This is a genomic window from Clostridium sp. TJA038 (assembly GCF_058310255.1).
In genome coordinates this window covers 25,949-41,820 of sequence record NZ_JBZEFA010000002.1, presented here as the reverse complement: position 1 = coordinate 41,820, position 15,872 = coordinate 25,949, and the positions used below count along the sequence as shown (strand labels likewise).

General features: G+C 27.7%; 11 protein-coding genes. 9 read left to right on the top strand and 2 right to left on the bottom strand.

The window, feature by feature from the left end; all coding sequences use genetic code 11:
• Positions 1-76: 76 nt before the first annotated feature.
• Positions 77-1,468 (top strand): peptide MFS transporter, encoded by a 1,392-nt coding sequence (locus tag AC4FQV_RS06110; protein WP_491139566.1) that lies wholly within the window; start codon positions 77-79, stop codon positions 1,466-1,468.
• A gap of 90 nt (positions 1,469-1,558) precedes the next feature.
• Here AC4FQV_RS06110 and AC4FQV_RS06105 read toward each other — a convergent pair whose 3' ends face one another.
• A complete protein-coding gene (locus tag AC4FQV_RS06105) occupies positions 1,559-1,774 on the bottom strand; it encodes a hypothetical protein (RefSeq protein ID WP_491165043.1) in 216 nt (71 codons plus the stop codon).
• A gap of 391 nt (positions 1,775-2,165) precedes the next feature.
• Between AC4FQV_RS06105 and AC4FQV_RS06100 the strand changes: the two genes are divergently transcribed.
• The 5 genes from AC4FQV_RS06100 to speB all read left to right on the top strand — a co-directional run bounded on the left by AC4FQV_RS06100 (position 2,166) and on the right by speB (position 8,022).
• On the top strand, positions 2,166-3,716 hold the full coding sequence (locus tag AC4FQV_RS06100; protein WP_491165039.1) for a nitrite/sulfite reductase: 1,551 nt from the start codon (positions 2,166-2,168) through the stop codon (positions 3,714-3,716).
• Between the two features lie 310 nt (positions 3,717-4,026).
• Positions 4,027-4,842: an adenosylmethionine decarboxylase gene (gene speD, locus AC4FQV_RS06095; protein WP_491139562.1), complete on the top strand. Its 816-nt coding sequence runs from the start codon at positions 4,027-4,029 to the stop codon at positions 4,840-4,842.
• Between the two features lie 16 nt (positions 4,843-4,858).
• Positions 4,859-6,313: an aminotransferase class I/II-fold pyridoxal phosphate-dependent enzyme gene (locus AC4FQV_RS06090; protein WP_491165037.1), complete on the top strand. Its 1,455-nt coding sequence runs from the start codon at positions 4,859-4,861 to the stop codon at positions 6,311-6,313.
• A gap of 13 nt (positions 6,314-6,326) precedes the next feature.
• Positions 6,327-7,178, top strand: a complete 852-nt coding sequence (gene speE, locus AC4FQV_RS06085) for a polyamine aminopropyltransferase (RefSeq protein ID WP_491139560.1) — start codon at positions 6,327-6,329, stop codon at positions 7,176-7,178.
• Positions 7,165-8,022 (top strand): agmatinase, encoded by an 858-nt coding sequence (gene speB, locus AC4FQV_RS06080; protein WP_491165035.1) that lies wholly within the window; start codon positions 7,165-7,167, stop codon positions 8,020-8,022. The genes speE and speB overlap by 14 nt, the downstream gene beginning before the upstream one ends.
• A gap of 94 nt (positions 8,023-8,116) precedes the next feature.
• Here speB and AC4FQV_RS06075 read toward each other — a convergent pair whose 3' ends face one another.
• Complete coding sequence (locus AC4FQV_RS06075) at positions 8,117-10,570, bottom strand: heavy metal translocating P-type ATPase (RefSeq protein WP_491165032.1); 2,454 nt, start codon at positions 10,568-10,570, stop codon at positions 8,117-8,119.
• 887 nt (positions 10,571-11,457) lie between these two features.
• Here AC4FQV_RS06075 and treP point away from each other — a divergent pair.
• The 3 genes from treP to treR all read left to right on the top strand — a co-directional run bounded on the left by treP (position 11,458) and on the right by treR (position 15,594).
• Positions 11,458-12,879, top strand: a complete 1,422-nt coding sequence (gene treP, locus AC4FQV_RS06070) for a PTS system trehalose-specific EIIBC component (protein WP_491139557.1) — start codon at positions 11,458-11,460, stop codon at positions 12,877-12,879.
• Between the two features lie 137 nt (positions 12,880-13,016).
• A complete protein-coding gene (treC, locus tag AC4FQV_RS06065) occupies positions 13,017-14,681 on the top strand; it encodes an alpha,alpha-phosphotrehalase (RefSeq protein WP_491165030.1) in 1,665 nt (554 codons plus the stop codon).
• Between the two features lie 205 nt (positions 14,682-14,886).
• Entirely contained in the window at positions 14,887-15,594 is a 708-nt protein-coding gene (gene treR / locus AC4FQV_RS06060) for a trehalose operon repressor (protein ID WP_491165028.1), read from the top strand.
• Positions 15,595-15,872 lie beyond the last annotated feature (278 nt).

Below are 15,872 nucleotides of genomic sequence, written 5' to 3'. Positions count from 1 at the left end.
AATAAGTTTAATGATAAATTCGCAGTAAAAATAGTTTGAATTAAGTCATAAATAAAAAAGGGGGATTAATATAAAAATGGCAGAAGTAATTAAACCTACTGATTTAGCAGTAGAGAGAAGCAATGGACGTTTAAAACACCCAGCAGGACTATATCTTTTATTTTTCACAGAAATGTGGGAAAGATTTAGTTACTATGGAATGAGAGCTTTATTAATGCTTTACTTAACAGCATCTTTTGTAACTGGTGGTTTAGGATATGATGTATCTAGTGCTGCTAGAATATATGGAGGTTATACATTCTTAGTTTACTTTACACCAATAATTGGTGGAGAAATAGCAGATAAATTTTTAGGACAGAAAAAATCAATTATGCTTGGGGCAGCAGTAATGATTTTAGGAAACCTAACATTATTTGGATGGCAAACTAGAACTGCACTTTATGTAGGTTTAGGATGTATAATAGTTGGTAATGCTTTCTTCAAACCTAATATATCAACAATAGTTGGTCAATTATATGAAGATGGCGATAAAAGAAAAGATTCAGCTTTTACAATTTTCTATATGGGAATAAACTTAGGGTCTTTAATAGCACCAATAATATGTGGATTATTAGCAGAAAACTTTTTTGCTACAAAGTCTGGAGACATGATACTTCACTATGGATTTAGATATGGATTCTTAGCAGCTGGTATTGGTATAATATTAGGAGAAATTATATTTATACTTTTATCTCCAAAGTATTTAGCAAATGTTGGTGAAATTAAAAAACAAAATAGTAAAAAAGAAAGTGCAAAAGAAAAGAAACCTTTAACTAAGCAAGAGAAGAGAAGAGTTGCAGTTATATTAATACTTGCATCATTTGTTGTATTCTTCTGGGCTGGATTTGAACAAGCAGGTACTACTTTAACTTTATTTGCTGAAAATGCAACTAACAGAAACTTATTTGGATGGACAGTACCAGTAGCCTTCTTCCAATCTATAAACCCATTATTTATATTAATATTAGCACCTATATTCTCAAAACTATGGTTTACATTAGCTAATAGTAAAAGAGGGGATTTATCAATTCCAACTAAGATGGCTATGGGTATGATAGTTTTAGGATGTGGATTTTTATTAATGGTTTTTGCAACTATGTCTTTAGGAGGAAATGTTGAAAACCCAGCAGTTAAAGCTAGTATGTTCTGGTTAGTAGGAACTTACTTATTTAATACAATGGGAGAACTTTGTTTATCACCAATAGGACTTTCAATGGTAAGTTCATTAGCACCGGTTAAATATGCTTCATTATTAATGGGAGTTTGGCTTGCTAGTAACGGAGTTGCAAACTACTTATCAGGTTTCATAGCTTCCTTTGTTGAAAAATTAGGAGCTTTAGAATTATTCGGTTCAATAGCTGGAGTAAGTATATTCTTAGGATTAATATTATTATTACTAAGCAAAAAGATAACAGCTATGATGGAATAGTATTTATATAAAATTTGAATAAATTAAAATTAAATTGATAGAAAAGACACATTACAAATTAGTAATGTGTCTTTTTATTTAAAATTAATATTAAACTCTAAAATATTCTTCATCTAAGGCAAGTAACATATCTTCAGTTACAGGAACTGATAGACCTGCATAATCTGAAAATCTAACAATGTCATCTTCTTGTTCTTCTTTCTTCATTTCACTATGGTGTTTTAATTTCTTTCCAGCTTTTTTCTCTAAATCTTTCCACTCTTTATAAATCTTAACTAAATCCTCTTTTAATTTATTATCACTCATAAAAACATCTCCTTAAAATAGATTGCATATATTTTTGATTAGTTATTTTTATTATCTTAAAATTAAGTTATTTAATTTTATAAATAACTTAATTTTTAATAGCATTTTAAAAATTTTTTAAATATATATAGGAAAAATTTAGAATTAAGACACTTATAAAGTAACTATGAATATATTATATAATAAAAAGAAAATAATGAAAATATTATGAATATTAGAAAAATATTATTTACAAATGTAATAGTTTTTTAGGGTATATGTAACTATTTGTTTAAAAAAATATAAAAAAATATATAAAATTTAAAATAGGTATTTTATTATATGATATATAAAGAATTAATTGTTTACTAATGTAAATTCAAGGCATAGAATTTTAATGAGGTGATATGAAATGGATAAATTAAATGAGATTTTATCAAAGGAAATCGAAGAATTTAGAGAAAAAGGACATAAGTTTTTAAATAAAGAGATGACCGTTATTGAGTTTAAGAGGGCTTCTGGGGGAATGGGAGCTTATGCACATCGTGGCGGAAAAGAATTTATGGTTAGACTAAGAGTACCATCGGGTGTTGCAGGTTTGAATTTATTAAAAGAAGCTTATAATTGGGCTAAACAATACAACTTAGATAAAGTCCACTTAACAACTCGTGAAGCAATTCAATTACATGGAATAACTATAGACAATGTATGCGATATAATGCAAGAAGGATTAACTAAAGGTATATACACAAGAGGAGGCGGTGGAAACTTCCCAAGAAACGTAGCCTTAAATCCTTTATCAGGAGTTGAAATAGGAGAGACTTTTGATGTAACTCCTTATGCTTTAGCAGCTAATGATCATTATATGAGTAAAATTTATACTTATAAATTACCAAGAAAAATAAAAACAGCTTTTTCTAATTCACAAGCAGATGCAGCACATTGCACAGTTACTGATTTAGGATTTTTAGCTGTAGATAATGATGGTAAGAGAGCATTTAAACTTTACATAGGCGGTGGATTAGGAAGAAATCCAAGAACATCTGTTGAATTTGATGAATTAATAGATGAAAAAGATGTTTTATATTGTCTTGAAGCTATGACAAATTTATTTGTTGCTGAAGGAGATTATAATAATCATGGAAAAGCTCGTATAAGATATATTGTTGAAAGAATGGGCGAAGAAGGATTTAAAGATTGTTTTAGAAAACATTTAGAAGAAGCAAAAGCTAAAGGTGGATTAGACCTTAAAGTTGAAGATATAAAATATACTAAAAAAGGACAAGCAACAGATATAAAACACGAAAGATTAATTCCACAAAAACAAGAAGGTTTATATACAGTTTTATTCCATCCTATAGGAGGTCAATTAAACCTTGATATTTTAAAAGGATTAATTGACAGAATAGAAAATATGGAAGAAGTAGAAGTTAGATTAGGTATGGATGAAAATTTATACGTAAGAAACTTAAATGGAGAAGAAGCAAAAGAAATATTAGAGTTTACTCAAGATAAAGGTGGAGAAACTTTAGCAGAGAGAAGTGTATGCTGTATTGGTGTGCCTACTTGTCAAATGGGAGTTTTAGAGAGCCAAAAAACTTTAAGAGAGTTTGTTTCTTTATTAAAAGAAAATTCAATTAAAGAAGGATTATTACCAAGAATACGTTTTTCAGGTTGTCCAAACTCTTGTAGTATGCATGAAATAGGAGAAATAGGTTTTGCTGGTAAGAAGAAGAGAATCGGTGAAACTGTATCAAATGTTTTTGAACTACATTTTGGTGGAAAATTAGGAGTTAATGAGACTCGTTTAGGAGATTGTTATGGAGATATTCTTCAAGATAAAGTTCCAGAATTCTTATTAAAAGTTGCAAAGGCTGTTGAAGCAAAAGGCTTAACATTTGAAAAATGGATTGAAGAATTTCATGATGAATTTAAGTCTATAGTAGAAGAGTATAATGTATAGTTTATTAATATAATATTTACAAAGACCCAAAAAAATTAAAATTTGATTTTTTTGGGTTTTTTTGTTTTTTATAAAAATTTACTTAAATAGGCATATTTTAAAGCTTTTTAAGTTTATTTTATTTATAACTTTGTTTAGTAATACTAAGTATTTTTCTTAGTTTTTGTTACCGAAATATTAACGATAGATTCTCTATATAGCATAGATTAAGGGATTGATTGAATTTTCTATAGAAAAAATTAAAGTAGTGATATATAATGAATTCGAAATTAGATTAAAGTAGTAAAATAAGTTTTAAAAGAAAGGATTGATGTTAGGGTTGAAAGAAAAGATATGTCTTTATGGTTTTAATAATCTTACTAAAACATTAAGTTTTAATATATATGATATTTGTTATGCTAAAACAGAGAGAGAGAAAGAAGATTATATAAAGTATATAGATGAGCAGTATAATTCAGAGCGTCTTACAAAAATTCTTTGTGATGTTACAGAAATGATAGGAGCTCATGTTTTAAACATTTCAAAACAAGATTATGAACCACAGGGAGCAAGTGTAAATGTACTTATAACAGAAGAAGCTTTACCAGTAGCACTTATTGATCCATCTTGTAATAAAGGAGAAATTTCATATTTAGAGCTTAGAGATAGTGTTGTAGGGCATTTAGATAAGAGTCATCTTACTGTACACACTTATCCAGAGTTTCATCCAAACAACGATATAATTTCTTTTAGAGTCGATATAGATGTATCTACTTGTGGAAAAATATCTCCATTAAATGCTCTAGATTATTTAATTGGTAGTTTTGATTCTGATGTAATAACTATTGATTATAGAGTAAGAGGGTTTACTAGAGATGTTGATGGTAGAAAATGCTACATAGACCATGATATAAAGTCTATTCAAGATTATATAGATGAAGAAACATTAAAAAGATATGATGCTATGGATGTAAATGTTTATCAATCTAATATATTTCATACAAAAATGATGCTTAAGGATATTGTCTTAAATAATTATTTATTTAATTCTGACCCTTATGAGTTATCTCCAAATGAAAGAAGAGAAATACGAGATAGATTATCTAAAGAAATGATTGAAATATATGGTGGTGTAAATATTTATTAAGTAAAGGGGGGATTTCATGAAAAAACTTTCTCAAGAAGATGCTCCTATTTATGAAGCATTAAAGTGGTATAAAAAACAAAGAATAGTTCCTTTTGATGTGCCAGGGCATAAACAGGGAAGGGGAAATAAAGAGCTTAGGGAATTTTTAGGAGAAGATTGTGTTTCAGTAGATGTAAACTCAATGAAGCCTTTAGATAATCTTTGTCATCCTACATCTGTTATAAAAGATTCTGAGAAATTAGCAGCTGAAGCTTTTGGAGCTGATAAGGCCTTTTTTATGGTAAATGGGACAACATCAGCAGTACAAGCTATGATAATGAGTGTATGTAAAGAGGGGGATAAAATTATAATGCCTAGAAACGTTCATAGGTCTGCTATAAATTCTTTAATAGTAACAGGGGTAACACCTATTTATATAAATCCTGGTATTCATAGTAGATTAGGAATTTCTTTAGGAATGTCAATAAAGGATATAAAAAAAGCTATAGAAGAAAATAAGGATGCTAAGGCTATTTTTGTTAATAATCCAACATATTATGGTATATGTTCTAATTTAAAAGAAATAGTTAAGTTAGCACATGAAAATAATATGTATGTATTAGTAGATGAAGCCCATGGAACACATTTTTATTTTGATGATAGGCTTCCTATATCAGCTATGGAAGCTGGTGCAGATATGGCAGCTGTCAGTATTCATAAAACAGGTGGCTCATTAACTCAAAGTTCAATGTTGCTTATGAAGTGTAATAGAATAAAACCAGATTATGTAAGAACTATAATAAATTTAACACAAACTACTAGTGCATCATATTTGCTTTTATCTTCTTTAGACATTGCTAGAAGAAATTTAGCTTTAAATGGAGAAAAAATTTTTGAAGAAGTTATTTCAATAGCAGAATATGCAAGAGAAGAAATTAATAAAATTGGTGGATATTATGCTTTTTCAAAAGAGATAAATAATGGTGATGACATTTATGATTTTGATGTAACTAAACTTACAATTAACACCTTAGAAACTGGACTTGCAGGTATAGAGGTTTATGACATATTAAGAGATGATTATGGAATTCAAATTGAACTTGGAGATGTTGCTAATATACTTGCCATAATATCTGTTGGTGATACTAGGTATAACATTGAAAGGTTGGTATCCTCTTTAAGTGAGATTAAGAGGTTAAATGAAAAGGATAAGAAGAATATTTTTGACCATGAATATATAGACCCTATAGTTAAGGTTAAGCCTAAAGAGGCCTTTTATGCTAGTAAAAAAAGAGTTCTTTTAAGTGAAAGTGAAGGGCTAATTTCTGGAGAATTTGTAATGTGCTATCCACCAGGAATTCCAATACTTGCACCAGGAGAGCTTATAACTAGAGAAACTATAGATTACATTGAATATTCTAAGAAAAAGGGAAGTCTAGTTACAGGTCCTGAGGACATGGAGATTGAGTATATAAATGTTTTAGAGTGTTAGGAGGATTTTAATTATGGAATTATGGTATACAGAAGAGCATACAGATAAGGTTCGTTTTTCAATAAAGGTAGATGAACAACTTTATAGTGGGAAAAGTGATTTTCAAAGAATAGATGTTTTTAAATCTGAAGAATTTGGTACATTCTTTACTTTAGATGGACTTATGATGGTAACAGAAAAGGATGAGTTTATTTATCATGATATGATAGTTCATATTCCAATGGCTACAAATCCTAATATTAAAAATGTGCTTGTTATAGGTGCTGGAGATGGTGGAACAGTAAGGGAACTTACAAGATATGAAACTATAGAAAAGATAGATATGGTTGAAATTGATAAATTAGTTGTGGATGTTTGCAGAAAATATTTACCTCAAACAGCTAGTAAGCTTGATGATCCTAGAGTAACTTTATTTTTTGAAGATGGATTAAAATTTGTACGTTCAGTTGAAAATAAATATGATTTAATAATAGTAGACTCAACAGATCCTTTTGGGCCAGGAGAAGGCTTATTTACAAGAGAATTTTATGGTAATTGTTTTAAGGCCTTAAAAGAAGATGGAATACTTGTAAATCAACATGAAAGTCCATATTATGAAGCTTATGCAAGAGGAATGAAGAGGGCTCATAAAAGAATAAAAGAGTGCTTTAAAGTTTGCAGAGTTTACCAAGCACATATTCCTACTTATCCATCAGGGCATTGGCTATTTGGTTTTGCATCAAAGAAATATGATCCTTTAAAAGTTGATGTAGAAAAATGGAATGATTTAGGTTTGAAAACTAAATATTATAATACTGAATTACACAAAGGATGTTTTGCATTACCTAACTATGTTAAGGAGATGTTAGAAAATGTTGATGAATAGAAATATAAGCACATTTATTGGTTGTGAATCTGAATATGATGAATCAAGTATAGTTGTTTTTGGAGCACCCTTTGATTCAACAACTTCTTTTAGACCAGGAACAAGGTTTGCAAGTCAAGTGATGAGAGGGGAATCCTGGGGACTAGAAAGTTATAGTCCTTATCAAGATTTAGATCTTTATGATTTTAATATTTTTGATGGAGGAGAAATAGAATTACCCTTTGGAAATTCAGAAGGAGCATTAGCTTTAATAGAAGATTATTCAACTAGAATTGTTGAAGATGGTAAAATACCAGCTATGATTGGAGGAGAGCATTTAGTAACCTTAGGTGCTTTTAGAGGAGTTTTTAAAAAATATCCTGATGTTCATGTAATTCATTTTGATGCTCATGCAGATTTAAGAGAAGATTACTTAGGACAAGTATTATCTCATGCTACAGTTATGCACAGAGTTTGGGATTTAGTTGGAGATAACAAGATATTTCAATTTGGAATACGTTCTGGAGAAAAAGAAGAATTTTTATGGGCAAAGGAACATGTTTATACAAATAAATTCAATTGTAGTAATTTAGATTATGCAATTGAAAAAGTTAAGGACAAACCTCTTTATGTAACAATTGATTTAGATGTTTTAGACCCTTCTGTTTTCCCAGGAACAGGGACACCAGAACCAGGAGGAATTCAGTTTAATGAACTTTTAAATTCAATTTTAAAGCTTAGAGGGCTAAATATAGTTGGATTTGATATTAATGAATTATCACCACAGTATGACCAAACTGGAGCATCTACTGCTGTAGCTTGTAAAATATTAAGAGAAATGCTTTTAATTGTTAATAATAAATAATTTAATTTAATATTTAAATATTAAAAAATATAATAAAAAACTGTATCAAATTTTAATTTTGATACAGTTTTTTATTTTAAAATATATTTAAGTTTTATCTATATTTTGTTTTGAAATTTTTTAGTCTTAAAGCATTTAATAATACTGAAATAGAGCTAAGACTCATGGCAAAAGCACCTATCATTGGGTTAAGAAGTGGCCCACCAAATATATGAAGAATACCCATAGCAATTGGAATACCTAAGGTATTATATCCAAAGGCCCAAAATAGATTTTCTTTTATGTTTTTCATTGTAGCTTTGCTTAGTTGAATAGCACAGACAACATTTAGTATATCTCCATTCATTAATACTATATCAGCTGATTCAATAGCTATGTCAGTACCAGAACCTATAGCCATTCCAATATCAGAGGTAGCTAAAGAGGGAGCATCATTTATTCCGTCCCCAACCATACAAACTTTTTTACCTTCTTTTTGAAGAAGTTTAATCTTTTCAGCCTTTTCTTGAGGAAGAACTTCAGAAATAACTCTATCTATGCCAACCTCTTTTGCAATAGCTTTTGCAGTATTTTTATTATCACCAGTTAGCATAACTACTTCAAGTCCCATGTTTTTTAAGGTTTCTATAGCTTTTTTACTTGTGTCCTTAACTATATCTGCAACGGCTATTATACCAGATAGTTCATTATTAATAGCTATAAACATAGGTGTCTTTCCCTCTGAAGATAAAGATTTGGCTTTCTTTAATAAAGTTTTTAAATTTATATTTTTATCTTCCATTAGTTTTTGATTACCTAATAAAATTGAATTATTTTCTATATTACATTTTATGCCTTTGCCAGGAATTGCTTCAAAGTTTTTAACAGACATTAATTCTATATTATTTTCTTCAGCATATTTAACAATAGCTTCTCCAAGAGGATGTTCTGAAGATTTTTCAGCAGAGGCTACTAAGGATATAAATTTATTTTCTTCTATATTTTCACAAATTATATCTGTAACTTTTGGTTTTCCTGAAGTTATTGTACCAGTTTTATCAAATACAATGGTATTTAAATTTTGAGTGCTTTCTAAAGCATCTCCACTTTTGATAAGTATTCCATTTTCAGCACCTTTACCTGTGCCTACCATAATAGCTGTTGGGGTTGCTAAGCCTAAAGCACATGGACAAGCTATTACAAGAACTGAAATAAATATTGTAAGGGCAAATGTCTTGCTTTCTCCAGAAAAATACCAAGCTAAGCTTGATAGTATTGCTAAAATTATTACAATAGGAACAAAATATCCAGAAATAGTATCAGCTAATTTAGCAATTGGAGCTTTTGAGCTTTGAGCATCTTCAACTAATTTTATTATTTGTGAAATTACAGTATCTTTTCCTACCTTTGTGGCTTTATAAATTATTCTTCCATTTTTGTTTATACTAGCACCAAAGACATTATCTCCTATATTTTTTTCAACAGGAATACTTTCTCCAGTTAGCATACTTTCATCAATAGAGGTATAGCCTTCTATAATTTTTCCATCAACAGGTAGTTTTTCACCAGGTTTAACAAGTATTAAGTCAGATACTTTAACATCTTCAATAGGTATAACACATTCTTTTTCATTTACAATTATTGTAGCTGTTTTAGGTGCTAAATTCATAAGTTTTTTTATTGCTTCAGAAGTTTTTCCTTTAGTTAGAGTTTCTAAATATTTACCTAAGCTTATTAAGGTAAGTATTGTTCCAGCAGATTCAAAATATAACTGCATAGCATAGGAAGAGTTTCCTAAATAAATTTTATATACAGCAAATAAACTATAAATATATGCAGCACTAGAGCCAATTGCTATTAAGGAATCCATATTAGGACTTCTCATAAATAAGTTTTTAAAGCCATGTATGAAAAAGTCTTTACATATAAAAATTATAAGTGTTGTAAGAATTAGCTGTATAAGTGCGAAATTTAAGGGGTTTTCTGTAGGGTTTATTATAGATGGTAAGTGAAGGCCAAGCATATGTCCCATAGATATTATAAGTAAAGGAATAGCAAATATTAATGAACCTATAAGTCTAGTTTTCATTTTTTTATTTTCTTTTAATTTGTCATTATCTTTTTCTTCAATAGAGGATATTAATTTACTATTTTCCTTTACATCAAAACCTAATTTTTTTATTTTTGCTTTAATTTCTTCTAATGAAATCTCGTCTTTATCATATTCTATTTTAAGACTTTCATTAGCTAAATTAACATTAGCTTTAGATACTCCTTGTAATTTGCCTAAAACTTTTTCAATTCTAGAAGCACAGGAAGCACAACTCATTCCATAAATATTTAATGAGGTTTCTTTTAAATCTCTAATTACTGAGAAACCTAGTTTATTTATTTTTTCTTCTATTTCATTAAATGATATTTTATTTTCATCAAATTCTATGCTAAGTTTTTCTGTTGCTAAATTAACATTAGCTTTAGATACTCCTTGTAATTTGCCTAAAACTTTTTCAATTCTAGAGGCACATGAGGCGCAACTCATACCATTTATTTTAACAGTTTTATTTATCATAAAATTAACAGGCTGAACTTCTTTTAAATATAAAGAAATTACAGTTTTCCTCCTTATAAAATTTATTCTCTAATGAGAATTTTTATTAAAATATACTCTTTCACTTTTACTTTGTCAATAATATAAGATTAAATATTGTTAGGAATTTTGCTTTTATATTTTTTATATGTTATACTTAATATTCAATATATAAAAGTAGGTTATTGAATTTTATAAACTAAGAATAAATTTTTGTATTCATAAAGTATGGTAATATTTTTAAATTTAGAATCTATAGAAGATAAAAAAACTAACAATAAAATAAGTTAAGAAATTTTCTTCTAAAAATTTTTCATTTCAATAGGCAATTAATATCAAATCTTTTAACTAAAAATAGTATAAAAATATATCTAAATATTCTTAATAAATCCAATAAAAAAATAAAAATATATATCAAATATTTAAGCTTTAAAAAATGTTTAGTTTTTGTTTTTTAATTTATAATGTTTTACTTTAATTGTTAACTCTAAGAAAAAGAGAAATTAATATTAAAATTTATAATTAAGAAAATAATATTTGATATATAATTTGAAAATATGGCTATAATTTAAATGTTTTACATTAAGTCATATTTTAAAAGTAAGGGGGAATACTTTGTTAATATTCAATATATGTAATGAATTTAGTAAAAGTAAAAGCAATAAGAAGAAAAGTAGTAAGGACATAAGAAAAATAATAAATAGAGCAAAAGAGAAATAAATTTAAACACTATTTTTAAAATAGTGTTTTTTATTTTTTACATATAAAAATAAAATTTTGAAAAGGATTAATGAAAAGGTTGACACAACATATACGTATATGTTAGTATAAACCCATAAGATATACGTACAAGTTGTGGAGGGAAGAAGATGAGTAAGTTTGAAAATGATGCAAAGTTACTAACAAAGTACATAGGCGGAAAAGAAAATGTAGCTGCAGTTACTCACTGTGCTACAAGGATGAGATTTGTTTTAAATGATACAAGTAAAGCTGATGTTGAAAAAATAAAGTCTATTCCTTGTGTAAAAGGAACATTTACTCAAGCTGGACAGTTTCAAGTTATAATTGGACCTGAAGTTGCAACTTTTTATAAAGATTTTATTGGAGAAACAGGAGTATCTGGAGAAAGTAAAGAAGAGGTTAAAAAGGCTGCTAAGAAAAATATGAATATAGTTCAGAGGGCTGTAGCTGGATTAGCTGAAATATTTGCTCCTTTAATACCTGCTATTATAGTTGGAGGTCTTATATTAGGCTTCCGTAATGTAATAGGTGATATGAAATTATTTGAAGATGGAACTAAATCTTTAGTTGAAATATCACAATTTTGGGCTGGAACTCATAGTTTCTTATGGTTAATAGGAGAAGCTATATTCCACTTCTTACCAGTAGGTGTTGTTTGGTCAATAGCAAAGAAAATGGGTGCCGACCAAATGTTAGGTATAGTAATTGGTATAACACTAGTATCTCCTCAATTATTAAATGCATATAATGCTGGTAGTGGTGCTGTAGCTCCAGTTTGGGACTTTGGATTTGCACAAGTTCCTATGATAGGATATCAAGCACAAGTTTTACCTGCAATATTAGTAGGATTTACCTTTGTATATTTAGAAAGATTCTTTAAGAAGATTACACCAGGCCCTATACAAATGATAATAGTACCATTTTTCTCAGTAATACCAACAGTATTATTAGCTCATACAGTTTTAGGACCAATAGGTTGGAAAATAGGTAGCATTGTATCAGGAATAATAGTAGCTGGATTAACTTCATCTTTTGGATGGTTATTTGCAGGTATCTTTGGAATGATTTATGCACCTTTAGTTATAACTGGATTACATCATACTTTATTACCAGTTGATTTACAACTTATAGGTGATATTGGTGGAACATTTATATGGCCTATAATAGCATTATCTAATATAGCTCAAGCATCAGCTGTTTTAGCTATGATATATGTAAATAGAAAAAATGAAGAAGAAAAACAAATATCAATACCTGCATGTATTTCAGGATATCTAGGTGTAACTGAACCTGCAATGTTTGGAGTTAACTTAAAATATTTATATCCATTTATAGCTGCAATGATTGGTTCAGGAGTAGCAGGAATGTTTTCAATGGCTATGGGATGTATGGCAAACTCAGTAGGAGTTGGTGGCTTACCAGCAATTTTATCAATGCAATCATCTAGTATGTTAATGTACTTAGTTGCTATGGGAATTGCAATAATCGTACCATTTATATTAACTATAGTATTCTCAAAGACAAAGTTAGCTAAAATGGCATCAAAATAGATAGTAAGGTGGAGAAATACTCCACCTTTTACTTATAATATGTAAATTTCATTTTATTATATTTTTTGAATTTTTGTAAGGTTTATAAAGAAGTATTAAAGTTCAAAAATTTATATAAGTTTCGCGAGGTGTTAATTATGAAAGATTTTAAAAAGAGTGTTGTTTATCAGATATATCCAAAATCATTTAATGATTCAAATGGAGATGGTATTGGAGATTTGAAAGGAATAATTGAAAAGTTAGACTATATTAAGACCTTAGGAGTTGATTATATTTGGATGACACCATTTTATGTATCACCTCAAAAGGATAATGGTTATGATATAGAAGATTATTATAAAATTGATTCAAATTATGGAACAATGGAAGATTTTGAAACTCTTGTTAAGGAAGCAAAAAAAAGAGGGATAGATATTATGCTTGATATGGTATTTAATCATACTTCAACAGAGCATAAATGGTTTAAGAAAGCTTTAGAGGGTGATGAGAGATATAAAAATTATTATATTTTTAAAGAAGGTAAAAAAGGAAAAGCACCAACAAATTGGATTTCAAAATTTGGAGGTAGTGCTTGGGAATATGTTGAAGAATTAGGTGAGTATTATTTACATTTATTTGATGTTTCTCAAGCTGATTTAAATTGGGAAAATAAAGAGCTTAGAGAAGAAATATATAAAGTGGTGAATTTTTGGATTGACAAGGGGGTTAAGGGATTTAGGTTAGATGTTATAAATCTTATTTCTAAGCCTGAGAATTTTGAAGATGATTATGAAGGAGATGGAAGAAGATTTTATACTGATGGTCATAAAATACATAAGTATTTAAAGGAGCTTAATGAAAGAACTTTTGGAAAGGATGTAGAGATAGTAACTGTTGGAGAAATGTCCTCAACAAGCATAGAAAATTGTATAAAGTATTCTAATCCTAAAGAAAAAGAACTTTCCATGGTATTTAATTTTCATCATTTAAAGGTTGATTATAAGGATGGTCAAAAATGGTCTTTAATGGATTTTGATTTTATTAAATTAAAAGATTTATTTGAAAAATGGCAAAGAGGGATGATTGAGGGAGAAGGATGGAATGCACTTTTTTGGTGTAATCATGACCAACCAAGAGTTAATTCTAGATTTGGAGATGTAGATAAATATTTTACTGAGTCTTCAAAGATGTTAGGCACATCAATACATATGATGTGTGGAACTCCTTATATATATCAAGGTGAGGAAATTGGAATGACAAATCCAAACTTTGAGGATATAGAAGATTACAAAGATGTAGAATCTATAAATTATTTTAATATTTTAAAGGAAGAAGGAATTAAAGAAGAGGAGATAATGAAAATTTTAAAAAGTAAATCAAGAGATAATTCAAGAACTCCTATTCAATGGAATGATGAAGAAAATGCTGGATTTACTAAAGGAACTTCTTGGATAAGTATTTCTAAAAATTATAAAGATATAAATGTTAAAAAAGCTTTAGAAGATAAAAATTCTATCTTTTATCATTATAAAAAACTTGTAGAATTAAGAAAAAATGAAGATATAATAGCTTATGGTGATTACAATATTTTATTTAAAAATGATTCTAAAATATATGCATATGAGAGAAATTATAAGGGGGAGAAATTAATCATTATAAATAATTTTTATGGGGAAAATTATTTAGTAGATTTATCAAGGGAGGTTAAAAACTTAGAAAATTATAATAAAAGTATTTTAATATCTAATTATGATGATAGTAGTTTAGATTTATTTAATCTAAATTTAAGACCTTATGAATCTATAGTTTATAAATTAAATTAAAATAATATAGCTTTTTATTAATATTTTAAAGAAGTTGCATAAATATTTTAAATGTAACTTCTTTATTTTTTCAATTACCATTAAAACTTATTATTATGTTAAAATATACTTGACTATTAATAGCTATATTTATTAATAGTATTTTTGTTTTATAAAACTTTAAAGTGAAATATTTTAAGAATTTATGTTTAGGAGAGTTATATAAATGTCTAGTAAGTATTTAAAAATATATAATAATATTGTTGAAAAAATAGATAATGGAATTTTTGAAACTAATAAGAAGTTGCCTTCAGAAGCACAACTTATGGAGGAGTATAAAGTTTCGAGAGATACTGTAAGAAAATCTTTAAATTTATTAGAAAGAAATGGATATATAGAGAAATCTAAAGGAAAAGGTTCCTTTGTCCTTGATATTAATAAATTTAATTTCCCTGTTTCTGGGATAAAAAGTTTTAAAGAAATTGAAAATAGTTTAGGGAAAGAATGTAAAACTATATTAAAAGAATTAAGCCTAAAAAGTCCTAATGACCGTATTATGAAAAAGTTAGAAATTTCTCCTAATAAATATATATGGAATATAGTTAGAGTTAGGAATATAGATGGAGAAAATATAATTTTAGATAAGGATTATATAAATTCAAAGTTTGTTCCAAGACTTACAGAAGAAATTTGTGAAGATTCTTTATATAGTTATATAGAAGGAGAGTTAGGACTTAAAATAGCTTATGCTGAAAAAGAAATAACAGTACAAAAATCTACAGAAGAGGATAAGGACCTTTTAGATTTAAGAGGTTATGATATGGTTGTTGTTGTAAAAAGTTATACTTATTTAGAAGGAAGAAAGCTTTTTCAATATACAGAATCTAGACATAGACCAGATAAATTTAAATTTGTAGATTTTGCAAGGAGATAAAAGGTTTTATTAAAAGAGAGAAAGCATCTTTTTTAAAGATGCTTTCTCTTAATGTTTAATACCTAAAATAGCAACGGAAAAAGTTTTGATGTAGTAAAGGCTAATTTAGGAAAGCCACTTTAGTATTAAACAACTTTAAAAAATTAATAATTCTTACAAAATATTTATAAAACTTTTTTATATTAATGTCAAATAAATGAAATTAAATAATTTTAATAAAATTAAGCAATTTTTTTAATTAAGTATATTTATATTATTATTATTTAATTAAATAAGGA

Excerpts from the sequence above, each read along its gene's own strand:
- AC4FQV_RS06110 (WP_491139566.1), top strand. The coding sequence starts at position 77 with ATGGCAGAAGTAATTAAACCTACTGATTTAGCAGTAGAGAGAAGCAAT.
- AC4FQV_RS06105 (WP_491165043.1), bottom strand. The coding sequence starts at position 1,774 with ATGAGTGATAATAAATTAAAAGAGGATTTAGTTAAGATTTATAAAGAG.
- AC4FQV_RS06100 (WP_491165039.1), top strand. The coding sequence starts at position 2,166 with ATGGATAAATTAAATGAGATTTTATCAAAGGAAATCGAAGAATTTAGA.
- speD (WP_491139562.1), top strand. The coding sequence starts at position 4,027 with ATGTTAGGGTTGAAAGAAAAGATATGTCTTTATGGTTTTAATAATCTT.
- AC4FQV_RS06090 (WP_491165037.1), top strand. The coding sequence starts at position 4,859 with ATGAAAAAACTTTCTCAAGAAGATGCTCCTATTTATGAAGCATTAAAG.
- speE (WP_491139560.1), top strand. The coding sequence starts at position 6,327 with ATGGAATTATGGTATACAGAAGAGCATACAGATAAGGTTCGTTTTTCA.
- speB (WP_491165035.1), top strand. The coding sequence starts at position 7,165 with ATGTTGATGAATAGAAATATAAGCACATTTATTGGTTGTGAATCTGAA.
- AC4FQV_RS06075 (WP_491165032.1), bottom strand. The coding sequence starts at position 10,570 with ATGATAAATAAAACTGTTAAAATAAATGGTATGAGTTGCGCCTCATGT.
- treP (WP_491139557.1), top strand. The coding sequence starts at position 11,458 with ATGAGTAAGTTTGAAAATGATGCAAAGTTACTAACAAAGTACATAGGC.
- treC (WP_491165030.1), top strand. The coding sequence starts at position 13,017 with ATGAAAGATTTTAAAAAGAGTGTTGTTTATCAGATATATCCAAAATCA.
- treR (WP_491165028.1), top strand. The coding sequence starts at position 14,887 with ATGTCTAGTAAGTATTTAAAAATATATAATAATATTGTTGAAAAAATA.